This is a genomic window from Pseudoalteromonas sp. ASV78 (genome assembly GCF_047806705.1).
In the GTDB taxonomy this organism is placed as follows: Bacteria; Pseudomonadota; Gammaproteobacteria; order Enterobacterales; family Alteromonadaceae; genus Pseudoalteromonas; species Pseudoalteromonas prydzensis_A.
The window spans coordinates 2,172,913-2,197,098 of record NZ_JBLOPA010000001.1; the positions used below are offsets into that span (position 1 = coordinate 2,172,913).

Consider the following 24,186-nt stretch of genomic DNA (forward strand, 5'->3'; position numbering starts at 1 on the left):
ATTTAATTACTTAACTTATCCGCAATAAAGCCGATAAAGTCTAATTGCTACTCTCTTTATGGAATTTTTATATGAACTTAACTGTCAGCCAACGTATTTGGGGTGGTTTTATTTGTATCACCTTATTACTTCTTTTAATTGGGGGTAATTCACTGTTCAGAATCGCAAATATTAATAATTCAGCACAACAAGTAAATCAATTATCACTGCCAGCTTTAGAGCAAAGCTCAGATCTACAAGTTGAATTTATTTTGATGAGTAAAGCTGCACAAGCAAGTTTTTACACCGTATCAGCTGCAGAACTTGCGCCAGTTCAACAATCTGTATTAGAGCAAAAACAACGCTTTGATAAATCTTACTCGCAATTACAACAAGTTGTTCGCGACAACCCACAGCTTAATCAAAGTAGTCAAAACGTTGAGCGAACTTACAAAGGCTTTATTCAATCGGTAGAAAATTTATTAGAATATAAAAGTAATCAATTAGAACTCAATAAATCACTACGTGCTCAATTGGAAGCCATTGAACTTGCTGCGGAAGATGCCAATTCTGTGGTTTTAGATATCATCGATATAGATGGCTTAGAAAGTAGTGATAACAGAGCGTATCAAGCGGCTAATAAATTAGAAAATAACTTTTTATCCTTAGTAACAAACAGCACTGACATGCTGACAGTAAAAACTCAAAATACCTTAGATATCATTAAAAATGAGCAACTTTATTATTTAGAAGAAATTGAGCGTAGCTTAAACCTACTGAAACCAGCCGTAGAAGCTGCAGAGCCAGGTTTGTACAATGACCTAAATAATTATTTTGTCTCTATTCGCGATAACATTCTCGGCAATAATAGTATTTCAGCTAACAAAAAACGTTTAATTGATGTAATCGCAATGACTGAAAAGGAACTTACTGAGGCAGAGCAAGCTACGGCCACTGCACTCAAACAACTTAATGAATTAGTTTCTCAAGCCAGTAATGTTGCTTTTGAATTGCAAAAAGAAGTTAGGACCGACGTAGATTCAGCTAATTTATGGACCTGGATCGGTATGATCAGCGCCACACTTTTAGCTATCATAGTGGCTTACATTACGGTTAATCGCATAATCAAACCACTTGCAGAAGTTAACCGCATTCTAGATATTGTTGCCAGTGGCGACATGACACAGCGCCTTGATGATAGCGCTAAAGATGAGTTTGGTGAGCTATCGCGCAGCTGTAATACATTAATAACCAGCTTACGTAGTTTGATCCAAGGTATTATATCTCGCTCCACACAGCTTGCTGCCGCATCAGAAGAAACCTCAGCAATTACTGGTGAGTCAAGCCAAGCTATTCGTAATCAACAAGCGCAAGTAGAGCAAGCCGCCACTGCGACGACTGAAATGAGCAGTACTTCACAAACAGTGAGTAACAGCGCACAACAAGCACTTAAAGAAATCAAAAATGCGGATAAAGAAGCTGAGCGGGTTAAAGGGATTTCTAACCATAACAAAGCAACCATTGAGCAGCTCGCCCGTGAAGTGGAATCGGCATCTGTAGTTATTAATAAGCTGCATCAAGATAGCGCTTCTATAGGTAGCATCCTTGATGTTATTCGTGGCATTGCAGATCAGACTAACCTACTTGCACTTAACGCTGCCATAGAAGCTGCTCGGGCCGGTGAACAAGGTCGTGGTTTTGCTGTTGTTGCTGATGAAGTACGATCGCTGGCAAGTAAAACCCAAGCCTCGACGCAAGAAATTCAAGCCATGATTGAGTCATTACAAACGGGCGCTGAAGCCGCTGTAACGGCAATGTCTAAAGGTAAACAACAAGCGGATTCGTGTGTTGAGCAATCAGATTTAGCCAACACGGCGCTGGATTCAATCACCGCGGCCGTCGCTCTAGCCCATGATGTAAGTGAAGAGATATCAACCGCAGCGCAAGAGCAGCAGCAAGTATCGCAAGAGATCAGTGAACGCCTTGAGTCAATTGTAGCCATTGCTGAACAAACGGCTGAAGGTGCAAATCAAACCAATATATCTAGTTCAGAAGTAGCTAAACTTGCAGAAGAACTGCGCTTATCTGTGGATGAATTTAAAGTCTAGGATAAAGCAAATTAAAACAACAAAGCCGTGTTGATTTAAAACACGGCTTTTTTTTCGAAAAAATAAACCACCGATATCTCACTTTTCACTGCTGAGCTAACAAATTGCGTGGGAACAGCCAACTGTTATAATTTCATCACCCACAAACTAGCTTTGCTTGTTGGCAATACTCCATTATTTTTCCACAAAAAAGCCGAACTCCACGTTAATAAAGTTCGGCTTTTAATGATCATCAAGCTTAGCTAGATTACTTTATCTATGCAGCTGGATACTCACGATACGCACGTTCAATGTTCTTCGCTTGCTTTTTAGAGATCCCTAAATGAGCAAGTGCTACACGTAAACGGGCACGGGATAGATCAGAGCCTAAAATTTCCATTGCATCAAGTACTGACGTTGATGACGTTTTGCCCGTAATAGCCACAAAAATCGGCTCTAAGAAATCTTTGATTTTTAGCTCATGGAAGGTAGCAACAGCCTTCGCAATGGCAAAAATTTCTGGTTTTTCAAAGCTACGTAAACCTTCAAGCTGCCATATAAAGAACTGTAAAGCTTGACGAATTACATCTTCATCGGCTTTACCTGCGGTGAGTAAAGCTGGATCGTACGTTGGTATACCACCAACAAAGTGCCCTGCTAAATCAACCATATCCGACAAAGTATTAATACGCGTTTTCGCTTCTGGTAAAACTTTGCCAAAAAAGTCGCTATTAAACTTCCAATCAACGAAGCGCTGCATAAGCTCGCTATCGGTTAAGTTTTCACGGATCCACATGCCGTTTAACCAGCTTAGTTTATCAACGTCAAATACCGGCCCACCCAATGACACACGCTTCATATCGAAGTGTTCAATCATCTCAGCAAGGGTGAACTTTTCACGTTCATCTGGCATTGACCAGCCCATGCGACCTAAATAGTTAAGTACCGCTTCTGGTAAGTAACCCATTTCTTTATAGTAATTAATAGAAGTGGGGTTTTTACGTTTTGACAATTTAGATTTATCTGGGTTACGTAATAATGGTAAGTGCCCAAGTACTGGTGCTTGCCAGCCGAAATCTTCGTATAATTTTAATAGCTTAGGTGCTGAGTTGATCCACTCTTCACCACGGAAAATATGACTAATTTGCATATGGTGATCATCAACCACATTAGCTAAAAAGTAAGTTGGGAATCCATCAGCTTTTAAAAGTACTTGCATGTCTACGTTTTCCCACGGGATCTCAATTTCACCTCGTAGGTAATCGTTAAACTTAAAGCTGCCTTCACTTGGAATATTCATGCGGATCACATAAGGCTTGCCAGCGGCTAAATTCGCTTTAATTTCGTCCTCTGTCAGCTTTAAACCACGACCATCGTACTTAGGACGCAGGCCTTCGGCCATTTGTTGTTCACGCATTTGATCCAGCTCTTCGCTGGTTGCAAAACAATAAAATGCTTTGCCATCATCAACTAACTGATGTGCATATTTTTTATATAACTCACTACGCTCTGATTGACGGTAAGGGCCAAATTCCCCGCCCACGTCAGGACCATGATCCCACTCAAGCCCTAACCAACGTAAGCTATCCATGATCGCTTGCTCTGATTCTGGTGTGCTACGTACTTGGTCTGTGTCTTCAATACGAAGTACAAATTCACCACCTTGTTGTTTAGCAAAACAATAGTTGAATAAGGCGATGTAAGCGGTGCCAAGATGCGGGTCACCAGTAGGCGACGGCGCAACACGAGTACGAATTGTCATGGTTATGTTCTCTTTAAAAAAGGACTATAAAAGTTGCCCAAATGCTAGCATAGCATGGGCAATTTTCGAAGTTATTGGACGCTTTATGCAGCGACTTTATTTAAGTAAGCGATAATATCGTTTGATTCATATAACCAAGTCACTTGGTTATCTTTTTCGATGCGTAAACACGGTACTTTTATTTTTCCACCTTGCTCTAGCAATTCTTGGCGATACAGCTCGTTATTTTTGGCATCGCGAGTTTCAACTTTTAAGCCTTCACGCTTAATGGCACGGCGTACTTTTACGCAAAAAGGACACGCTTTGAATTGATACAATTTAAATTGCGCAGTAAGCTGATCAAGCGGTTGTTGCTCATCCGCAGAGCGTTTTTTACTGCGAGGGGTAAAAACAAAATCAAAAAAGAGGATTAAACTACCTAATAACCAACGAACTAATTTCATCAACTGAGCCCTGTATACAACGATTTAAGGGCACAGATTTTAACACAGAATATAAAGCTAAAATAGCATCAAAAAACGCGGATCCATCACCTAAAAAGTAAAGCAATCCACGTTATTTTTGAAAATATAAAGCCAACCTCAATAGCGCAGTGAAAAGGCAGGCATCAAAGGTTTAGTGTTGCGGTATTATGAAAACTATCCATTCATGTCCACAAGGGGTGACTTTATTGTTTTACAATGTAGTAGTTTGATAATCTAAAACAACACCAAATTATCACGATGGATCACCTCACTGCCACAGTCAAAGGCTAGCAACTTAGCTATTTCACTTGAATGGCAACCTTTAATGATATCGATTTCAGCTTTACTAAAACGTACTAACCCACGGGCAACTAATTGCTGATCACTGGTGACTAAATCAATCAGATCGCCACGTTCAAACTGACCACGCACACCACGTACGCCTTTGGCTAATAAACTAGCGCCTTGTTGCTGTAAAGCGTTTACAGCACCATCATCAATCACTATTTGGCCACTACTTTTAGGTCCAGCTAACAGCCATTTTTTACGGCCATCGCGTGGCGCGATGAGCTTTACAAAGCGTGTGCCTGGTAACTGTTCGCTCATACAGTTAAGAATTACATTTTCACCAGCACCTTTAGCAATGATCACTTCAACGCCAGCACGGCGCGCGATATCTGCCGCTTGTAATTTTGTTGCCATGCCACCAGTGCCTAAGCTGGTGCCACTGCCACCAGCAAGTTGGCGTAATTCATCATCGATATGATTCACTTCATCAATAAGTTGCGCATTAATATCTGTGCGTGGATCGCTAGTAAATAAGCCTTCTTGATCGGTCAATAATAATAATTTGTCCGCATTAGCTAATATTGCTACCAGCGCAGAAAGGTTATCGTTATCACCGACTTTAATTTCAGCAGTCGCAACTGCGTCATTTTCATTAATGATCGGCACTACGTCATAACTTAATAGCGCGGTTAATGTATCGCGGGCATTGAGGTAACGCTCTCTGTCATCAACATCAGCGCGGGTTAGTAGCATTTGCCCCACATTCACACCATATAAAGCGAATAAGCTTTGCCATGTGTGTATTAGTTGGCCTTGGCCAATCGCGGCAAGCATCTGTTTATCAATCAATGAACGACCACAGGGTTTTAATAGTTGCTCACGACCCGCAGCCACTGCACCGCTTGAGACTAGCACTACTTGATGACCTTGTTTTTTTAATTCACAACATTGGCGAACTAATTCCACCATGTGCGCTTTGTCGAGTTTATCGGTGCCGCCGGTGAGTACACTCGTTCCCAGCTTAACCACTATTACCTGTGCCCTTTGCATGCTTTTTACTACACAAAAATATTGAAGGATTTATTTATACCAGTTATCGATTTTTGAACAAGTAAAAAAAATTCATGCTAGGATCGCCTTTTACTATAATCATACGACGTTTATGCCAGCTAGCCTTTGTTTGATCATTGCCACCTTTTTATGGGGTAGCTCTTTTATCGCTTTAAAATACGCTATTGCTATTTATGATCCTGCTTTAGTGATTTTTTTGCGCATGCTCACCACCTTAGTATTAGCGTTATGTTTATGGCGATATGTGATCCGCTTTGAATATCATAAAGGTGATTGGAAGTACTTAGTAGGCATGTCGCTGGCTGAGCCCTGCTTGTATTTTTTGTTTGAAGGCCATGCAATGGAATACACTTCGGCTTCGCAAGCGGGGGTTATTGTTTCGTGCTTACCGATTATAGTGGCGCTTTTAGCGTTTTTTATGCTCAAAGAGTACATCAGTAAAGCCATCGTTATTGGCTTTACCTTTTGTATTGGCGGCAGTATTTTACTCACTCTGCTATCGCCTACTTCAGAGCAAGCCCCTAATCCATTGCTGGGTAACTTTTTAGAACTAATGGCGATGGTTTGCGCCGCGTTTTATACTATTTCAGTTAAGCATTTAGTTGCCCGCTACTCACCATTAACTTTAATTGCACTGCAAGGTTTTAGCGGTAGTCTGTTCTTTGCGCCATTTTTACTATTTATTGATTTACCCAGTGAAAACCAACATGATCTTAGCGCATTATTAAGTATTTTATATTTAGGCTCTTGCGTCACCTTAGGTGGCTATGGCTTGTATAATTACGCAATTAGTAAAGTATCGGTACTCACTGCGGCCGCCTATTCAAATTTAATTCCAATTTTCACGCTCATCTTGTCGGCAATTATTTTGGGGGAAATTCTCACGTTAGGACAATGGCTAAGTATCTTCGTGGTGTTTATTGGCGTAATGATAAGCCAACGCCATCAGGAGTTGGTTGTCGATGTTAGTGAAGAGGCTTTATCGGATGAGACTTTATCTGCTGATACTAACAAGCGCAAATCAGTGCCTGATGCTAGTAAGTTAAAAGGATAACAAGTCAGTAAGTACAAACCAGCTTGTGCTAAAAAATGGTGCTGGGATTGATGGATCACCTCAATCCCACGTACTTGGTATTGTTCAATCACGCCATTTTGCGTTTGCAAGCTAAACTGCTCACCCACTTTCACTTTTTGTAAAAAAGCAAAGTGGGTGTCATTATGCCCAGCAATCAATACGCCACGCTCTGAGCCGAGCTCGCCACTGGGTAAAAAGTGACTCGGTGCAAAGGCTAAGTTACGGCCGCTGGCTCCTGCTAATATTGTTAAGGTTTGTTTTTGACTTGGCCAATTCAGTTGTGCGGTCACGTAACTGTCAGCATAAAACCATGGTTTTACCTGTTGCTGTGGCGTTGTCAGTGCCAGTTGCCAAGCCTGCTCAATAAAATGTTGTGCCAGCCACGCTTTAGCTTGCATATAACTGCCATGGCCAAACAGCGCCAAACCAACAATCAATAATAGAGCACCGAGCACTGCTTTCATTTTTTTAGCCTCAGCACCACAAATCCAGCCAATAGCACGCAACCGAGCAAAATATGCAGTCGGCTCTGCCCATCCGTTTGCGGCAAACGCATTGTTAACCCCTGTGGTAGCTGATTAGCAGCTTGTACGTTGTGCTCTGCAACCGTGCTCGACTGCGTTTGTTCAATTGCTATAAAAGCAGTAAATGGACTGAGTAACTGATGCTCAAGGGCCAGACTTTCAACCTGCGCTTTTACTTGCTGTTGCTCGTTATAAAGCAACAGCGATTTGATTTTTTGTCGTGCCCAGAGCCTTGCAATACCCTGTGCTGACTGCCCTTGTTGTGTATTTAATTTTATTGCCAGTGGTCCTTGCGCTGTTTGCCCTGTTAATCTGATCGCAGATTGGTTATCAAGCTTAACCGCCACCATTACTGGCTCTGAAAAATATAAATCTGGTAACGGCGATGGCCAATATTCAAGTTGTTGACTAACTGCATCACTAATAAGTGCAAGTTGCGTAATAGCAGGATGTGCCAATTTATCAAACAGCTGCTGCATTTTTGGTTGCACTTGTGCGCTGCTACCTATATGGGTAAATGTACCACGGCCAACATCCGCGGCGCGGCGCATAAAGTAGCTATTTGGCGCACTGCCTATACCCACAGTAAACAAGCGGCTGTCACCTAATGCTGCGTTAATATGTTTAAACAAGGCATCTTCATTACTAACACTGCCATCGGTTAAAAACACCACTTGGCGTACATACCCAAGATGCTCACGGCCATCCAGCACCGCATCCAACGCCCCTTTAATTTCAGTGCCGCCATCAGCTTGTAAGTTATAAACAAAGCGCTCTGCGCGGCGTAAATTAAAATCGTTTGCTGGCACTGGTTTATTACTCATTGGCATTATTTGGTCATCAAAGCCAATAATGTTAAAGCTGTCGTTGCTATCAAGTAACGATAGCGCATAGTGCAGCGCACTTTTAGCTTGCTCCATTGATTGGCCATGCATAGAGCCTGAGGTATCAACAACAAAAATCATTTCTCTTGCCAATCGCTGGGTTTGCGTAAAATGGTCGTCTGGCGGCAACAACATTAGCAAACCAAAGCGCTCACCATTATTAAGTTGCTCGGTAAAAAACGCGGCTTGCGCTTGCTCTTTTTGCAGCGGTTTAAACTCCAATAAAAAATCACGGTCCACTGCATTAGGCTCATTCAAAGCAACTTGATATTGACCAAAGGCTGGGTTTTCGATTGCAATCTGATGATACTTAGATTGAATATCAACCAGCTCTAAACCAACATCGATATTAATTGTTAAACTAAATTCACTTTGCGCTGTATCACTATGACTAGAGGATGAGTAAATAGGCGTGATCCATCCTGATGGCGTAAATACAGTAGCAGCAGGCTGCTTTGCAACGCGTGGACTCTCGCTTTGCTCACGAGTTTGCAGTACCCCATTAATTGGATGATAACGTGGCGTTATTGTGGTTGGAAACCGCAGTGCAAATGTACCGCTGCGATAATCAATCACTTCTTGATATTGCAGCTCTATTTGCACTTCTTCGCCGGGACCGATGTTTGCCACATTAGTGACAAACATGTTCGAGCGCTGCTGGCGCACTAAAGCCGCTTGTTGACCCGCTTGTTGTGCCTGTTGAAAACGCAGCTCTGCTTGTACTTTTTTATCAATTTCCCCTTTGATCACCCGATCGCCAATCTGCATTGTCATGGCATGCACTGCACTTTCATCGGCCAGTGGAAAGACATAGCGCGCATTAACAGCAAACGGGTTTTCATTGCGATAATGTTGAGTTACCACAACATGGTTTATCAGCCCTGTGATTGTCATGGTGGCATCACTTTTTAAAATAACGCCAGGTGCAGCCATTGCACCTTTGCTGTCGAACATAGTTAGTTCTGGCGATGTGTTGGCGTGACTCGCACAGCTGACTAACACGATGAAAATAAAAAGGCTTCCCCGTAGCCATAAACGGCTACGGATCAGCACTTTGCTTGGTTTACTCAACATAAAAATCACTCCCTTGGCGGCTACTTGGCAAAATGGCGATTAATTACTCGCGGTTTGGCTATACGGCTGTGAGCTTGGACGCGTTGTTAACGTCACACGGCGATCAAACATGTTTTCTTCATAGTTATCGCTATCAGCCACAGTTTGCTGCTCACCAAATGCGGTGGTCGTTAATCGGGTATGGCTGATACCTTGTTTTATTAAGTAGCTTTGTACATTGGCAACTCGCTGTTTTGAAAGCGCTAGATTAGCGAGTTCATCACCACGTTGATCGGCAAAGCCATTTAAATCTAACTGCAAGTCAGGTTGGCTTTGTAGCAAATTCACTAGTTGGTCGAGTTGGCTGGCAAAGTGCGGAGCAATCTCACTTGAACCGGTTTTAAATTGAATGGTCATTGCCATTAGATTGTGCATTTGTGCTAATGCTAGGCGTTCATTATTGGCTTCAAGTTGATCGAGCTGTTCAGTCATTTGCGCATTTTTAGCGAGTACATGCTGGTAATCATCAGTTTTATCTTGCAGCACTAATAAAGCACGTTGTTGCTCGGCAATTTTATCTTCGGCCACTTCTTGCTCACCAATCAAGCCACCAGCAAATGCGCCAACAAAGGCACCAATTGGGCCGCCAACAATCCCGCCTAAAATCGCACCGGTGCTGAGGCCGATAACCGTTTCTTTATGAGTTTCTTTTGCTGCCACTGATTTTGTGTCAGCGTGCGCTAAGTTAGGCGCTGCAAAAATAGTAGCGATAGTGCAAGCGATAATCATTTTTTTCATGGTGTAATCCTTTTTTGCTTAATAACTTAATGGTTGGCAACTCATAGGTTGGGTAGCTGCCCGATTTGGTATAACGCTATTAAAGCAAGCTCAAGTGGCAACAAAGGGGAGCAAAAAAGGCAAACTGCTGAGCAATTGTGGCAAAAAAAAGGCAATTGCCTTTTTGCCAGTGCGAAAGCAAAAAAATTAGGTATAGTGCAATCAAATGAGTAAGAAGGTATGAAGATGAAGAAAATAGCCATCATTGAAGATGAAACCGCAATCCGCGAAAACTACATAGAAATGCTTAGTGCACAAGGGTATCAGGTCAGCGGCTATTGCGACCGCCAAAGTGCAGAGTATGCATTTAATGACGCATTGCCCGATTTAGCGATTGTCGATATTGGTTTAGGCCATGAAATTGATGGCGGTTTTTTATTATGCCAAACCCTGCGCTCGCTTTCTAAAACCTTACCGATTATTTTTTTAACCGCCCGCGATAGCGAAATAGATACTGTGTGCGGCCTGCGCATGGGCGCAGATGATTACCTTACTAAAGACATCAGCATGGCGCATTTAGCCGCGCGTATTGGTGCACTGTTTCGACGCATGGAAGCCCTTGAGCAACCGGCTGATCAAAATGCCTTACTCAATCGCGGTCCTCTGACGCTTGATACTAAACGTATGCAAGTATTTTGGCAGCAGCAAATAGTCGATTTAACCGTCACAGAGTTTTGGATGCTGCACTCACTGGCTCAGCGCCCGGGGCATGTAAAAAGCCGTAACGAGCTAATGAGCGATGCAAAAATTTACGTTGATGACAGCACAATCACTTCGCACGTTAAACGTATTCGTAAAAAATTTATTGCCTTAGATGCGCAGTTTGATTGTATCGATACCGTGTACGGCATGGGTTATCGCTGGGAGCAACTGTAATGCTGCGTTTTGGTTTGCGTAGCAAGTTTATTTTGCTGTCATGCTTTTTGTTTTTATTGCCTTGGCTTGGCTATGAATACGTGTGGGAAATGGAAAAGTTTTTACGCCAAGGGCAAGAAAAGACCTTGGTCGGCACCACTCGCGCACTCGCCACTGCATTACATGAGCGCCCTGCGCTATTTGATTCGCAAAGCAATTTTTTAGATCAAGTCGTCAAAGGCCGTGATCTTTATGCGTATAACCTCAGTAACCCCATTCAACTTGACGGTAAATTATCTGACTGGCAGCCGTACCAAAGTTTAATCTGGCACTATGATCAGCGCTATTTACAAACCAATAAACCCGACCATCAGCTTGAGGACTTATCGTTTGAGCATATGGTTGGCAAATATGAAAACTTTTTATATGCAGTATTTAAAGTTACCGATGACTCGGTGGTTTATCGCGCTAAAAACAGCTTAAGTTTAACCCGTAATGATCACTTACAAATCATGCTTAAAACGCCTGATGGCGAATTTAAACGCTACATTGTTGCCGCCAGAAAAGACGGTTGGATCAATGCATTCGATGCGCAAAGCAAAATTCCTATTACAAAAATTCAAGGTTACTTTGTCAGCACAGAAACGGGCTACAATATAGAGCTGCGCTTGCCACTTAATATGCTGGGTAATAAACTTGGTTTTGCTATCGAAGATTGGGATCAAGGTAAGCCTGAACCACAAACCATGTCGACTTCAAACTTACAAAACCCCAATGATATTGGCTCAGTTCTCGTTCCTTCCCCAGAGATAAACCGGATTTTAAAAGGCATGGGACACAGCGGCAGCCGTATTTGGGTGGTTGATAATCATCACCGGGTACTGGCGCAATCTGGATCAATTCACCATGCCGACGGCGTATGGGCGGATGGTATTGCAGATAAACCGCCAACAACTTGGTGGCAGCACTTTGAGCAAAACTATTTACACCCACTTTATTACAAGGTACTCACCCGCCCCGAAAACGAATTTTTAGATACCTTACATGATGTTGCAGCCATGCAAGGTACACATATAGGTAAAGCACTCACGGGGACACCTGCCTCGTCGTGGCGACTGACTCCAGATAACAAAGCGGTTATTTTATCTGCTGCTTATCCGATATGGATCCAAGACCAAGTGATTGGTGCCGTGGTCGCCGAAGAGACCACCAACGGTGTACGCACTTTACGAAATAAATCGCTCGAAAAGCTATTTAATGTGATTTTAGCGGTAATGCTGATAGGCACAGTAACCCTGTTCTTTTTTGCCTCAAGAATATCAAGTCGCATTCGCCGCCTTCGCGATACCGCAGAGCAAGCCATTGACGCCCAAGGGCGAGTAACGGGCAGCATTGATTATAGTGACTCAAACGATGAGATAGGCGACTTATCCCGTAGCTTTGCCAATATTGTTGGCCGCTTAGGTGGTTACACTAATTATTTAGAAACCATGTCATCGCGGTTATCCCACGAACTGAGAACCCCTGTTGCCGTAGTACGAAGCTCGCTTGAAAACTTACAAATGCAGCCGCAAAATGAGCTTAGCCAAAAATACCTTGATCGCGCCAGTGAAGGGGTGGAGCGGTTAGGTAAAATTATTACCACCATGAGCGAAGCAACACGTCTTGAACAAAGCATTCAAAGCGCAGAAGCTGAACCATTTGATTTACGCAAAGTGATAACGGGCTGCATGCAGGGCTATCAACTCACCTACCCGCAGCAGGCTTTCACTATCGATATTTGCGACTCTTCCTTAGCTGTTATGGGCGCACCTGAATTTGTCGCACAGCTACTTGATAAACTCATTAATAATGCCTTAGAGTTTAACCTTTGCGATAGCGCAATAAGCGTCAGCTTAGCTAAAGACGATAACGAGGCCGTTTTAACTGTTAAAAATAACGGGCCATTACTACCAGCAGGACTTGCTGAACATATTTTTGACTCGATGGTTTCAGTTCGCAGTCAACAACTTCAACAACAGCCTCACTTAGGGTTGGGTTTATACATTGTTCGTTTAGTCTGTGAATATCATAAAGGCAGTGTAATAGCGGCCAATAATCAACAAGGTGATGGCGTTGAGTTTATTGTTAGGATGCCATTATCTACACCCAAATATAAAGATGTAACCCTAAAGAGCTGAGGGTTACATTTCTACACATATTGAGCAATAAGTGTTCACCTATAATTCAGGCTTACAGGCATATCCTTATTATCAGCAAGTTTTAGACTGATTACTAGGAGGTTAAAATGCAAACTGTATTAAAGCGCGAAGAAATCGATTTTATATTCGACCTATATCATCCTGTAGAAACTGATGAAAACAGCAAAGACGACGACGCAGAGCCTGAAACTGAAAAACTTGATGCAGCGCAATCTGGTGCTATTTATAAAACAAGTTATTTGACCTAAAAGCGGTTTGCTCATTACAATGGCGCACCTTGGAAAAGCACCCTGTAATAATGAAAACTCATTCAGCTAAAAAAGAACTTATTTTATTACCTATTCTTCTCATCGTGATCTTACTCTGCGTCGCAGGGCACTTTTTATTGCAAGCCAGCTTTGCTGACAGTAACCTCACAGAATACTTACTTGCAGCCCTCCCTTTTGTCATGTTTGGCTTGGTGATTATGGCATTTAAAATTGCCAGTAATAGCGAAGACAAAGAGCGCACTGAACAAAGCGACCACGATTAGCCGCTTAATCAAACAACGTATCTATAAAATATGATAACCAAACCAATCAGGCTTAATCGTCTGAGACTGCCCGCTCGGGGTTAGCTTGATGTGAAGTTGACTGTCGAGTAAATCAATTGCAAAGCAATCATCGACATCGTGTAAGTCATCTTTATGGATATGGCTTAGGCCCGCGAGTAAATGCTCTTTTGCTCTTTGTTTAGCTTCATCGCTACTGCGTGCAACATACAAAGCAAAATCATGCTGCTCAGCTAAACTGTCAGCACGGTACGCCCCTAAATTTACAAAGTATAACTGCTCTGCTTGTGCAACAGGCTGATCAACTACGGTTACTGCAAAGCCATCGATATGATTGACAGCCATGTAGCTGTCCATATGCACACTACTTTTATCACCAACCCACTGCGCTTTTAACTTTGTGTAAGTGTGTTCTATCGACTCCCCTACCACGAAACGAACATCATGCATTTCAATATGGCAGCCCTGAATACGCCCACCTAAATACACCATAAATAATTGCATGTTTTCTCCTAACAAATGGTATCCACGTCTATGTTGTGTTTTTTGATCAACTTATAAAAATCTGAACGGTTACGTTTCGCCAGTTTTGCCCCTTCGGCCACATTACCACCGGCCATTTTTAGGGTGTTAATAACATAATCGCGTTCAAACTCTTTTTTAGCATCGTTTAGTGAAAGCGGCTCAACATTGCTGGCATTACTATTAAGCGCACTCTCCACCAACTGTACCGATATTACTTCACCTGGGGTCAGTGCGACAACCTGTTCAACAACGTTTTGTAATTGGCGAATATTACCAGGCCAATCATGACGTACTAATGCGTGCATTGCATCATTGGCAAAGCGCTTTTCTTTTTGCTCCATACGTTTAGCTATAGTGGCGCTAAAATACTGTGCTAATAAACTCACATCTTCTCTGCGCTCGCACAATGGCGGTAATTTAAGGTTAACAACATTTAAACGGTAATATAGATCTTCGCGAAATTGTTGATTAGCAATCGCATCCGGTAAATTTTTATGGGTTGCTGAAACAATCCGCACATCGATAGGAATTTCTTCTTGAAAACCCACCGGACGGATGGTTTTTTCTTGTAATACACGCAGTAATTTAACTTGTAAATTAAGCGGCATATCACCAATTTCATCTAAAAATAGGGTGCCGCCTTGCGCTTGTTGAAATAACCCTTGATGGTCTTTAATTGCACCTGTAAACGCGCCTTTTTTATGGCCGAATAATTCAGATTCAAGCAATTCTCCAGGCACTGCACCACAGTTAATTGCCACAAATGGGCCTTCACTAACATGACTGTGTTGATGAATCGCATTCGCTAATAACTCCTTGCCCGTACCACTGGCGCCTGAAATCAACACATTGACGTGCGTAGGTCCCAGTAACTTAACTTGTTCAAGCAAGTGCAACATAGCACCACTGCGGGTCACTATATTACTGCTTGATGACTTTTCATCAGCGCTCAAGCCGTGAATCTCAATTGCTTTCGCTAAACTATCGAATAACTCATCTTTATCTACCGGTTTAGTAATAAAAGCGAAAATTCCCTGCTTAGTTGCCTCAACCGCATCAGGGATCGAGCCATGAGCAGTCATCATGATCACCGGCAATGCCGGGTAACGTTTTTGCAGCTGACGATGTAATGCCATGCCATCCATTTCATCCATCCGCAAGTCGGTAACCACGGCATCATACACATGGTTTTTTAAGAGCTGTAGAGCAGCGATGCCACTTTCGCAGGTAGTAACCTGATAGCCTTTAGATTCTATACGAATAGCCAGCAGCTTTAATAAACTTGCATCGTCATCAACCAGTAAAATTCGTGCGCCTTGGTTTTGCTCTATTGCCATGATTACTGCTCCTTGGTTTCTTCGCGTAATAATAACTGCTGCTCGATAGTTGCCAGCGATGACAATGTCTCTTGCATTTTATTATTCAGTGCCTGCTGCTGTTTGTTAGCGCTTATTTGCTGATTTATTTGTTGCTTTTGCAGCCATAAATACTGCTTTATATCATCAGGCCAATAATACGCCTGATCAAGTTTTAGTAACTGCTCTAATACTTTTTCTGGCGCTAATACATTATTTTTACAACTAAAATCAAAATAATTCTGGATCTCTTTAGTCCCAATATAAGCAATTTTACTCACCGCCACTTGAAAGCCACCACAGGCCTTCGCATGCCAACCAATGACGATTTCTGCCGGTGGATACATAGGATCTGTTTTTGGCCGAGGTTTTGGGTTTGGTAAACCATCACCGTGTGGCTCAATCTCTTTAATCACCTGCTCTGCTTCGGTATTATTCTCTTTTACTGGTTGCTCAGTTAACTCACACCCTGCGAGCCCTAAAGTTGTGATACACACCACAAAAATGGCATTTAAACGCACGCCCATGCTAATTAACTCCTTGATTTTTATTGGTTGGAATGATGGTTGGTATTTGAATAACAAAACGGCAACCTTGTGGCTCATTCTGCTCTAGCTGCAAAGTCCCCATTAATTGCTCAACTGACTCCTTGACAATTGTCAGTCCTAAGCCGCTACCTTGAGCGATCACATCTTTGGCATTTTTACCTTGATAAAAAGCACTAAAAATATGTGATTTTTCTTGCTCTTGAATACCTGTACCTTGATCACTGACGATCATTTTTAAAGTATGTCCCGCTAATGATAAATTGATATCAACCGCCTGCCCTTGCGATGAGAATTTCAAGCCATTAGAAATTAACTGTATTAGAATCATTTCAACAAGCTCTGCTGCAATTTCTAGCGGTTGCTCAGGCAACTCACTATGCCAACATAAACTTTGCTTACGCGCCACTAAACGGTGTTCAAAGTGACTGTTGATCTTGGTTATTAATTGCGAGAATTGCAGCTCACTTAAGTCTTCCTTGCTGCTGCGAATCGCATTATAACTAAGTAAACTATCAATCATAGCGCGCAAACGCACCATGCTTTGGGTAATCAACTGCAGCACGGCTTGCTGCTCTTTATTAATAGGCCCTACTATTTCATCAGTTAATAAATCGGTGCCTTCCACCATTGAGGCTAATGGGGTTTTCAGTTCATGAGTAACATGGCGTAAAAAGGTGTCTTTTTGTTGTTCTAATTGATGTAGCTGCTCTTGCACCCATTGTAATTTATTGCCCAGTTCAACCAGTTCGGCAGAGCCCTGTACTGATATTTTTTGCTGCCAATGACCTTGCCCAAGTTTATCAATAACCGAGGTTAACCCTTTTAAACGGCCGCTAATACGCCACAAAAAGCCGCCGCTAACTAATAATGTTAATGGGATCAGCGCCACTAACCAATTTATAAATGAATCTTGCAAGGCTTTTAGCTGTTGCTGATTTTTAGCTATTTGCAGTTCATTTTGGTCTCTTAACCATAGCGTTTGACGAGCAATTAATTCGCTCATCGGAATAAATAATTGCGCATCTTGCAGCCCTTCACTAACAAGCTGTGTATGCGCTAACTGCAACTCCTTAGCGAGTTGCTGCCATTGACTAACATATTCCCTCGTAGGGCTAATAAAAATAAGCTCATCAATACTCTGTAATGACGATTGCCACTTATCAACAATTAGTTCATCAAGTGATTCACTTTTCAGCACCCAGTTTTGTCGCGTTGCCCGCTCTAAACTATTAAGGTCTTGTTTTAGGTTATTAAATGACTTAGTTATTTGATAATTATCACTGACGATTTGCTGGGTAACGGCAAGCTGTTTATTCAAAGCATTTAAAAACACAATCACCACCAGTGATAATGGCAGCAAAGATAACAAGGTACTAAATAAAAACTGGCCTATTAAATTTGGTCGCCAACTAAGTAAAGCGCTGTACTTTTTAGCGAGTGGGGCCACTATAGCTACTCCTTAGTTTAAATGTTTAATTATGAAAGGTGTTACTTATACACTAGCTGAATCAATAACGATAATGAATAAGGCGAATTCTAAAGCGTCATATAAAGCGGCTGACGCTAAATTGAAACAACTTAATCGATTGTTTTTAAATAACTTTATTAATTACCGTGAAAATTTGTTGCAAAAAAGACACAACCCTGAGTCATTATTTCCCACTCATCATCACTAAAAACAACTAAAGCACTGATATTTAAAGACTAATTTTATTGGCATTATTCTTGTAATATCTGAAGCAACAACTGTTTTTAAGGTAACCATATGAAAGTATTAGTCCCACTGTGTTTATGCATCAGCACACTGTTTAGCTTTAATAGCTTTGCTATCGATGTTGAGGCTACCTTCGCAGAGCTTGATAAAGACAGCAATGGTACATTAAGTGAAGCTGAAGCTTCTGAAGATGCCGTATTGCACGAAAGCTTTGAGCAAATCGATAAAGACCAAAATGGTCAAATATCACTGACTGAATTTAAGCAGTTTTTACTATAACTTCCTCCTAAGGAAATACAGCTATGAGACAACTTATCGCCGCCTTTTCATTGATGTTTTTAATCATTAGCGCCGCAGTTTTAGCATCGCAAGCAAACGTTAAATTTGCACAATTAGATAGCAACGCAGACGGGCAAATATCATTGCTTGAAGCAAAGCAAAACGACGCCTTGCTGAAGCAATTTACGGATCTTGATGATAACAACGATGAGTTATTATCGGCGCAAGAGTTTGCAAATATTAAGATTTAAACGACTTTATCTTTTTACTAAGTAAGTAAAGTTCAGGCTAACTAAAAGAACCTTAACAATGAAAAACAGATTAGTCATATTAGCTGTGCTACTCGCCACTAGCTTTAGTGCGATGGCGCTGGATGTAAAACAACGTTTTGATCATTTAGATAGCAATAAAGATGGTTATTTAACCGAAAATGAGTTGGATCCCCAACCGCAGCTGCTGAAGCAATTTCAGCGTTGGGACACAGACCGAGACAATCAAATCTCACTCGTCGAATTTAAGCGTTTTTTAACTAAGAACCTGCATTAATGAGTTTTCCCCCTATGCAATACATCACACAATTGGGATTAACTTTGCTCCTTGCTGTTAGTTGTAGCAGTTTTGCAACACCTGATAACGTAGCAGAGCAATTCAAAAATTTAGACCGTAACCAAGACGGTTTCCTAACTCGCTCAGAATCAGCAAAAGATCCCGCTTTGTGGTCGCGCTTTAAAAGCTATGACAGTGATAAAGATAACAAATTATCACTGGCTGAGTTTAGCCTATACGCAAATAAATAAGTTTAGCTGGTGCCACACTCGCGAAGTTAATTTAAGTTAATTTAAAAAATGCCACTTGCTTTAATACCAATTGACTTTGCTCGGCCATACTATTGCTGGTATGCGCTGTTTGTTGCGAAATATCAGCAGTGGTATCCGTCAGAGTATGGATGGTATGCATATTTTGGCTAATATCAGCGGCAACGGCTGATTGCTCTTCAGCGGCTGTTGCTATCTGCTGTGTTTGATCGTTAACTTGATTGATCATTGCCATAATCTCTTTTAATAAGCGATTACTTTCATCCATTTTATCTTCAGCTTGCGCCGCAACCCTTGTGCTATCAGCCATCATAGTCACTGCATTCTGGCTTGCTGAACGAAGTTGCTCAAGCATTGCCTCAATCTCGTTTACTGAACTATGAGAACGCTGGGCCAAGGTACGCACTTCATCAGCCACCACCGCAAAGCCACGCCCTTGTTCACCCGCTCTAGCGGCTTCGATGGCGGCATTGAGTGCGAGCAAGTTAGTTTGTTCGGAAATATTACGGATCACATCTAGAATCGTCTCAATTTTGCTGGATTCACTTTGCAGTTGGTCAACCACGTCTGACGTTTCGGTTAATGTGCCTAATAAATGACTCACTGCTTCTTTAGTTTGCTCAGATGCCTCTAAGCCACTATGCGCCAGTGTCATCATGCTATCAGAAGCTGTTGCCGACTCTGCGGTATTTACCGCAATACTCTTACTCGTAACCGATAGCTCCTCAATAGCCGTTACTGCTTGAGTGGTATGATCGGACACCTCGGATGTGGCCGTTTGAATTTGGCTATTTGAACTGAGTAACTCATTGCTATGCTTATTAACTTGCGCTACGGAGTTATAAATAGTGGCAAGTGTGGTATTTAAATGGCTAATTGTGGCGTCTAAGGTACGGCTTAAATCAGCAACTTCATCATCACCTGCAACTTGAGAGTATTGATCTAATTCACCGCGTTGTAATGCGTGGGCACTTTCGCTAACAACGGTTAATCCCTGCACCACTTTTTGCGACAGCATGTGGCTAAATAAAACAGCTAAGCCAAGCGCAATTAAAATTGATAAATAAAACACCGTATTTGCAAAATCTATTGAGTGCTGCGCAGTAGCTTGCGCTGTTGCAACTTGCGCTACATTTGCTTGCTCAAACTGCTCAAAAAAAGCAGTTAATGCGCTATGTGAATCGACAAATTCACGATAAATATTATAATCGGCTTTATTATCTGGAGCAGTTTCCATCGCTTGCTTAAACTCAATAGCTGCTTGTTCGTAACGCTGTGAGTTATTTTTTAATGCTGTAAGTAAATTAGCCTCCCCTTTATATATTTGGCTAATTTGTTGAATCAACGGCGCTGTAAGCGCAACATTCTCATCAATGCTCTTGAGCATCTCTGGCGCTTGCTCTTGTAAACCTAATAAATAAACAACCTGTAACCCCCTTACTCCCGATAATACACCGTCTTGCGCTTGCTTAAGTTCAGCACTGAGTTTAGTCACCATAAAGTTATGTTGATAGAAGCGCTCGAAACCTGCTGCAATTTGGTTATTCGCCACTTTAATAAATGCCATAGCAACAATAAAAATGATGCATATTAGAGCTGATAAGAGTATGAATTTGCTACGCATAGCAAGTTGGTTAAGCTTCATTTACGTTCCGATTAAAGTAAAATAATAACTAATTCATAAGCATAGCTTAAAACACCGAACAATAAATAAATTATGCTATTTAATTTGCAGACTCACCATTCTCTGTTACTGTTTAGCTAACAAAAGCACTTAAAAGAATATTAATAATGAAATGCTTCCTTGCCTGCATACTCTCTTTATCTTTACCTGCTATCGCTGATACCACAGTGATCTATAACGCCAACGGCTACACTCCTACTTACAGCGGTCAGTTACAACAGTTTTCTACATTGGTGATTAAGGATGGCAAAGTAGTTAAACTAGGTGACGAGAAACTAGCAGCAAGCTTTCCCAATGCTCAAGCTTTCGATGCCGAGCAGCAAACCCTGCTACCAGGCTTAATAGACGCTCATGGTCATGTCATTGGACTGGGTAATAATTTAACACAGCTGGATTTACGTGGCAGTGCATCGATTTCACAAATACAACAGCAGCTTGCTGTATTCGCCAAGGATAAAAGTGGCTGGATTATTGGCCGCGGCTGGAATCAAGAATTATGGCCTGATAAGCAATTTCCCACTGCGGCTGATTTAGATAAAGTCGTTAAAGATATTCCGGTGGTATTATCTCGGATCGATGGTCACGCTATTTGGGTTAACAGTAAAGCGATGCAGCTGGCTAAGTTAACCGCTGCAACACAAGCCCCTGCTGGGGGTGAAATTATTCGCACATCAGCAGGTAAACTCAGCGGTATTTTTATCGATAAGGCCGAAAGCTTGATCACGGCACATATTCCAGCCCCATCAGATCAAGACGTGAGCAACGCATTAACTCAAGCTGGCCAACACTTAGTAAGCTTAGGGATAACCTCAACTCACGATGCCGGTATTGATAAACAAACATGGCAAATTTATAAACAAAGAGCAGAGCAAGGCACACTACCACTGCGCATTGTGGCAATGCTCAGTGCAACAGATCCAGCACTTGAAAGCATGCTCAGAGCCGGTCGCTATAAAGATCTTAACGACTATATGTCTATCCGCAGTGTAAAAATATATGCTGATGGTGCGCTAGGTAGCCGTGGCGCGGCACTGCTCGCCGATTATGCAGACAGAAAGAATCACCAAGGTTTAATGCTCGAAACTCAACAAAAGTTAGAGCAGCTATACACATTGAGCTTTAATCATGGTTTTAGCGCCAATACCCACGCCATTGGTGATAAAGCAAATAATATTGTATTAGATGCCTATCAAAATGTGTTTAAAAAAACCGGCGGTATTTTATTACGTAATCGCATAGAGCATGCACAAATAGTTGCCCCTGCTGATATTCCTCGTTTCAAAACACTTAAGATAATTCCATCAATGCAGCCCGTGCATGCTACTTCTGATATGCACATGGCAGAGCAACGCCTTACCGATACACAATTACAAGGCGCCTATGCATGGCAGACTTTTTTAAAGCAAGGCTCTGTGGTGGCTGCAGGTTCTGATTACCCGGTTGAGCTGGCCAATCCCTTTGACGGTTTGTATTCAGCAATTACTCGCCAAGATCACAAGCAATTACCAGCAGATGGCTGGCGAGTCACTGAAGCACTGAGCAGAGAAGATGCACTCAGAGCATTCACGTTAGGTGCTGCGTATGCCGCACATCAAGAGTTTAAATTAGGTAGTTTAGAGCAAGGCAAATGGGCTGACTTTATTTTAATCGACAAAGACTATTTTAAAGTACCAGTACAAGAAATTTTTACCATTGTCGTCAATCAAACATGGATTGGCGGCGAATTACGCTACCAAAAAGCGCAGCAAGTATCAGAGTAATAACAGCTTAATCGGTTGGTAGTTGCGAATTTTGTGGTTGGCGATTAAGTTTTATTAAATGGTAAATATTAACAAATGTCAGTAAACCGTTGGTAATGGCCACAGGCCACGCGGCAATCGCGATACCGTATGCAGTAAAAGCAATACAACCGGCAAGGTTAAACCAGCGTAGTTTACTCACATCACTCATAGTTAGAGAGGCGATAAGTAAAGCAGAGGCAAAATACCCCAAATATTCCCAACTCATTTGTTCTCTCCGATACTTTAGGTTAGCATTGCAAATGTTGTAGTTTAAACAAAGATATTCCACAATATAGCAACAGTATAAAAAGGCTAACTTACTAAAAACCCAAAGCTGCTAAAAGCACACTTTAATAATCATTACACGGGATATCAGGTATTAAGCTTAATTAATCTCGTTAACTAAACTAGTAAGTTAGCGTAAATTCTTAGAATCTTAATGCTAACGTCATTAAGATGTAATAAATAGGACAATTGTCCGAAGGGCATTGTTGATGTTTCAATATCATTTTTCTAGTTACCTGGTCGAGCAGCTACTTACGTTTGCTGGCAGTCGTTATCAACAATCAAAAAAAGAAGTACTGATCCACCAAGATCAACCTCTTAGTAAATTAGTATTGGTCAGAAGCGGTACTATATCGTTTAGTTATGATGTAGGTAATGGCCGCCGCTTGCTACTAGGCCAATTAGATTGCAACAATACCCTGATTGGTGAAATTGAAGCGCTTAACAACAACCCCTGCATTTATACAGTTACCTGCTTTAGTGATGTTAGTTACAACTTAATAGAGTTGAAACACTGGCGCGCCTTGCTACTTGAAAAACCAGAACTCAGTTTATACACGGCGCAAACAATTGCCGCGAAATTTCAAGAGAACCAAAAAATCAACTTAGACAAACTGCTATTGCCATTAGGTTACAATATCGCCAAAGACTGCTTATTACGCGCTAAAAATAACAACCCAACCCTGCTGCGTGCATACCCTACAGTAAATGCCGAAGCCGAACGTTTTGCTACCACAGAACGAGCTTATCGCCGCGTAGTATCTGAATTGGTGGAAAGAGGTTTAGTCGCACGCTCAAATGACGGGCTAAAAGCAGTTGATTTGGATAAATTGAGTGATTACGTAGACAGTTTTTCACAACTTTAGTCATCAAACTTTACGGAAAATAGGTAATTTATATCCACAAAAAAGGCCTTAATCAGGCCTTTCTATTTATATATACTAATTAATTCTGGATAATTATTTTTCGAGTAAAATATCGTGTATTTTCGCTAAATCTGTTTTACCGGCGATAATCTCATCAGGTGTTAAACCCGACAGCTCATGTGGGAATACCAGCCATTCTTCTGATTCATGAATATAGTAATCTGGCTTCATATCTACTTTTGAATTTTTTGGTTTGTAATACGGGCAAGCAACGCGAATATCTTGCGGTAAGTTTAACCGCATCAGCTCTGAAAGTTTCTCTTTAAGCGCAAAAATACTACGTCCTGAGTCAAACACATCATCAACAATCAATAATGAATCACCCGCATTGGCATTCTCGATAATATAATGCAAACCATGTACTTTTATTTCTTTAGCTTGCTTATTGATGCCGTAATATGAAGATGTACGCACTGCTATATGGTCTGTTTCTATACCTTTATAATCATAGTACTCTTGCACTGCGATACCAATTGGAGCGCCGCCACGCCAAATACCGATTATAAAATCAGGACGAAAACCATCTTGGTAAACTTGTGCCGCAACGCGAAAAGAATCTTCGAGCAGTTGCTGCGCCGTGATGTAAGTCTTATCAGACATAATAGAAACCCCAGTGTAAGTAGATCATTCAAGTGTAATTTAAA

25 protein-coding genes are annotated in these 24,186 nt (G+C 41.7%); 12 read left to right on the forward strand and 13 right to left on the reverse strand.

Features of this window, described 5'->3' with window-relative positions; genetic code table 11:
• Positions 1–71: 71 nt before the first annotated feature.
• Positions 72–2,087 carry a methyl-accepting chemotaxis protein gene (locus ACMVDV_RS09840; protein ID WP_416157998.1) on the forward strand — a complete coding sequence of 672 codons (2,016 nt, stop codon included), beginning with the start codon at positions 72–74 and terminating at the stop codon, positions 2,085–2,087.
• Between the two features lie 256 nt (positions 2,088–2,343).
• Here the strand turns inward: ACMVDV_RS09840 and gltX are convergent, their stop codons facing one another.
• The 3 genes from gltX to proB all read right to left on the reverse strand — a co-directional run bounded on the left by gltX (position 2,344) and on the right by proB (position 5,630).
• On the reverse strand, positions 2,344–3,828 hold the full coding sequence (gene gltX / locus ACMVDV_RS09845) for a glutamate--tRNA ligase (protein WP_416157999.1): 1,485 nt from the start codon (positions 3,826–3,828) through the stop codon (positions 2,344–2,346).
• A gap of 83 nt (positions 3,829–3,911) precedes the next feature.
• On the reverse strand, positions 3,912–4,271 hold the full coding sequence (locus ACMVDV_RS09850) for a glutathione S-transferase N-terminal domain-containing protein (RefSeq protein WP_416158000.1): 360 nt from the start codon (positions 4,269–4,271) through the stop codon (positions 3,912–3,914).
• 255 nt (positions 4,272–4,526) lie between these two features.
• Positions 4,527–5,630 (reverse strand): glutamate 5-kinase, encoded by a 1,104-nt coding sequence (gene proB / locus ACMVDV_RS09855; RefSeq protein ID WP_416158001.1) that lies wholly within the window; start codon positions 5,628–5,630, stop codon positions 4,527–4,529.
• Between the two features lie 112 nt (positions 5,631–5,742).
• Between proB and ACMVDV_RS09860 the strand changes: the two genes are divergently transcribed.
• Positions 5,743–6,705: a DMT family transporter gene (locus tag ACMVDV_RS09860; RefSeq protein WP_416158002.1), complete on the forward strand. Its 963-nt coding sequence runs from the start codon at positions 5,743–5,745 to the stop codon at positions 6,703–6,705.
• On the opposite strand, the gene ACMVDV_RS09865 is transcribed toward ACMVDV_RS09860, so the two are convergent.
• From ACMVDV_RS09865 to pdsO, 3 genes are read right to left on the reverse strand one after another with little or no spacing between them, the layout of a single operon-like run.
• Positions 6,597–7,190: a class GN sortase gene (locus ACMVDV_RS09865; RefSeq protein ID WP_416158003.1), complete on the reverse strand. Its 594-nt coding sequence runs from the start codon at positions 7,188–7,190 to the stop codon at positions 6,597–6,599. The two genes, ACMVDV_RS09860 and ACMVDV_RS09865, sit on opposite strands and share 109 nt — an antisense overlap.
• Entirely contained in the window at positions 7,187–9,208 is a 2,022-nt protein-coding gene (locus ACMVDV_RS09870) for a marine proteobacterial sortase target protein (protein WP_416158004.1), read from the reverse strand. The genes ACMVDV_RS09865 and ACMVDV_RS09870 overlap by 4 nt, the downstream gene beginning before the upstream one ends.
• Positions 9,209–9,247: 39 nt before the next feature.
• Positions 9,248–9,985 (reverse strand): sortase-associated OmpA-like protein PdsO, encoded by a 738-nt coding sequence (gene pdsO, locus ACMVDV_RS09875; protein ID WP_416158005.1) that lies wholly within the window; start codon positions 9,983–9,985, stop codon positions 9,248–9,250.
• Between the two features lie 225 nt (positions 9,986–10,210).
• Between pdsO and pdsR the strand changes: the two genes are divergently transcribed.
• The 4 genes from pdsR (at position 10,211) to ACMVDV_RS09895 (ending at position 13,612) form a co-directional block, all read left to right on the forward strand.
• On the forward strand, positions 10,211–10,900 hold the full coding sequence (pdsR, locus tag ACMVDV_RS09880; protein WP_416158006.1) for a proteobacterial dedicated sortase system response regulator: 690 nt from the start codon (positions 10,211–10,213) through the stop codon (positions 10,898–10,900).
• Complete coding sequence (pdsS, locus tag ACMVDV_RS09885) at positions 10,900–13,059, forward strand: proteobacterial dedicated sortase system histidine kinase (protein ID WP_416158007.1); 2,160 nt, start codon at positions 10,900–10,902, stop codon at positions 13,057–13,059. Before pdsR ends, pdsS begins: the two co-directional genes overlap by 1 nt.
• A gap of 107 nt (positions 13,060–13,166) precedes the next feature.
• The gene (locus ACMVDV_RS09890) at positions 13,167–13,328 is read left to right on the forward strand and encodes a hypothetical protein (protein ID WP_304182692.1); all 162 of its coding nucleotides are present in this window, start codon (positions 13,167–13,169) and stop codon (positions 13,326–13,328) included.
• Positions 13,329–13,378: 50 nt separating this feature from the next.
• Positions 13,379–13,612, forward strand: coding sequence for a hypothetical protein (locus ACMVDV_RS09895; RefSeq protein WP_304182691.1), 234 nt, complete (start codon positions 13,379–13,381; stop codon positions 13,610–13,612).
• Positions 13,613–13,633: 21 nt separating this feature from the next.
• On the opposite strand, the gene ACMVDV_RS09900 is transcribed toward ACMVDV_RS09895, so the two are convergent.
• From ACMVDV_RS09900 to ACMVDV_RS09915, 4 genes are read right to left on the reverse strand one after another with little or no spacing between them, the layout of a single operon-like run.
• Positions 13,634–14,134, reverse strand: a complete 501-nt coding sequence (locus tag ACMVDV_RS09900) for a DUF1543 domain-containing protein (RefSeq protein ID WP_416158008.1) — start codon at positions 14,132–14,134, stop codon at positions 13,634–13,636.
• Positions 14,135–14,142: 8 nt separating this feature from the next.
• The gene (locus ACMVDV_RS09905; protein WP_304182689.1) at positions 14,143–15,492 is read right to left on the reverse strand and encodes a sigma 54-interacting transcriptional regulator; all 1,350 of its coding nucleotides are present in this window, start codon (positions 15,490–15,492) and stop codon (positions 14,143–14,145) included.
• A 2-nt stretch (positions 15,493–15,494) separates the two neighbouring features.
• Complete coding sequence (locus ACMVDV_RS09910; protein ID WP_416158009.1) at positions 15,495–16,037, reverse strand: hypothetical protein; 543 nt, start codon at positions 16,035–16,037, stop codon at positions 15,495–15,497.
• A gap of 1 nt (position 16,038) precedes the next feature.
• Complete coding sequence (locus tag ACMVDV_RS09915; protein ID WP_416159080.1) at positions 16,039–17,508, reverse strand: sensor histidine kinase; 1,470 nt, start codon at positions 17,506–17,508, stop codon at positions 16,039–16,041.
• 315 nt (positions 17,509–17,823) lie between these two features.
• On the opposite strand from ACMVDV_RS09915, the gene ACMVDV_RS09920 reads away from it, so the two are divergent.
• The 4 genes from ACMVDV_RS09920 to ACMVDV_RS09935 are packed head-to-tail and all read left to right on the forward strand — an operon-like array spanning position 17,824 to position 18,848.
• Positions 17,824–18,051, forward strand: a complete 228-nt coding sequence (locus ACMVDV_RS09920; RefSeq protein WP_416158010.1) for an EF-hand domain-containing protein — start codon at positions 17,824–17,826, stop codon at positions 18,049–18,051.
• A 23-nt stretch (positions 18,052–18,074) separates the two neighbouring features.
• Positions 18,075–18,302: a hypothetical protein gene (locus ACMVDV_RS09925; protein ID WP_416158011.1), complete on the forward strand. Its 228-nt coding sequence runs from the start codon at positions 18,075–18,077 to the stop codon at positions 18,300–18,302.
• A 58-nt stretch (positions 18,303–18,360) separates the two neighbouring features.
• Positions 18,361–18,597, forward strand: a complete 237-nt coding sequence (locus ACMVDV_RS09930) for an EF-hand domain-containing protein (protein WP_416158012.1) — start codon at positions 18,361–18,363, stop codon at positions 18,595–18,597.
• A gap of 14 nt (positions 18,598–18,611) precedes the next feature.
• Positions 18,612–18,848 carry an EF-hand domain-containing protein gene (locus ACMVDV_RS09935; protein WP_416159081.1) on the forward strand — a complete coding sequence of 79 codons (237 nt, stop codon included), beginning with the start codon at positions 18,612–18,614 and terminating at the stop codon, positions 18,846–18,848.
• 31 nt (positions 18,849–18,879) lie between these two features.
• On the opposite strand, the gene ACMVDV_RS09940 is transcribed toward ACMVDV_RS09935, so the two are convergent.
• The gene (locus ACMVDV_RS09940; protein ID WP_416158013.1) at positions 18,880–20,511 is read right to left on the reverse strand and encodes a methyl-accepting chemotaxis protein; all 1,632 of its coding nucleotides are present in this window, start codon (positions 20,509–20,511) and stop codon (positions 18,880–18,882) included.
• Between the two features lie 146 nt (positions 20,512–20,657).
• Between ACMVDV_RS09940 and ACMVDV_RS09945 the strand changes: the two genes are divergently transcribed.
• The gene (locus ACMVDV_RS09945) at positions 20,658–22,310 is read left to right on the forward strand and encodes an amidohydrolase (protein WP_416158014.1); all 1,653 of its coding nucleotides are present in this window, start codon (positions 20,658–20,660) and stop codon (positions 22,308–22,310) included.
• Positions 22,311–22,317: 7 nt separating this feature from the next.
• On the opposite strand, the gene ACMVDV_RS09950 is transcribed toward ACMVDV_RS09945, so the two are convergent.
• On the reverse strand, positions 22,318–22,557 hold the full coding sequence (locus ACMVDV_RS09950) for a uroporphyrinogen decarboxylase (protein WP_416158015.1): 240 nt from the start codon (positions 22,555–22,557) through the stop codon (positions 22,318–22,320).
• Positions 22,558–22,825: 268 nt separating this feature from the next.
• Here ACMVDV_RS09950 and ACMVDV_RS09955 point away from each other — a divergent pair, with 268 nt between their 5' ends.
• Positions 22,826–23,482 carry a Crp/Fnr family transcriptional regulator gene (locus ACMVDV_RS09955; protein WP_416158016.1) on the forward strand — a complete coding sequence of 219 codons (657 nt, stop codon included), beginning with the start codon at positions 22,826–22,828 and terminating at the stop codon, positions 23,480–23,482.
• A 93-nt stretch (positions 23,483–23,575) separates the two neighbouring features.
• Here ACMVDV_RS09955 and ACMVDV_RS09960 read toward each other — a convergent pair whose 3' ends face one another.
• The gene (locus ACMVDV_RS09960; protein ID WP_416158017.1) at positions 23,576–24,142 is read right to left on the reverse strand and encodes a phosphoribosyltransferase; all 567 of its coding nucleotides are present in this window, start codon (positions 24,140–24,142) and stop codon (positions 23,576–23,578) included.
• Positions 24,143–24,186 lie beyond the last annotated feature (44 nt).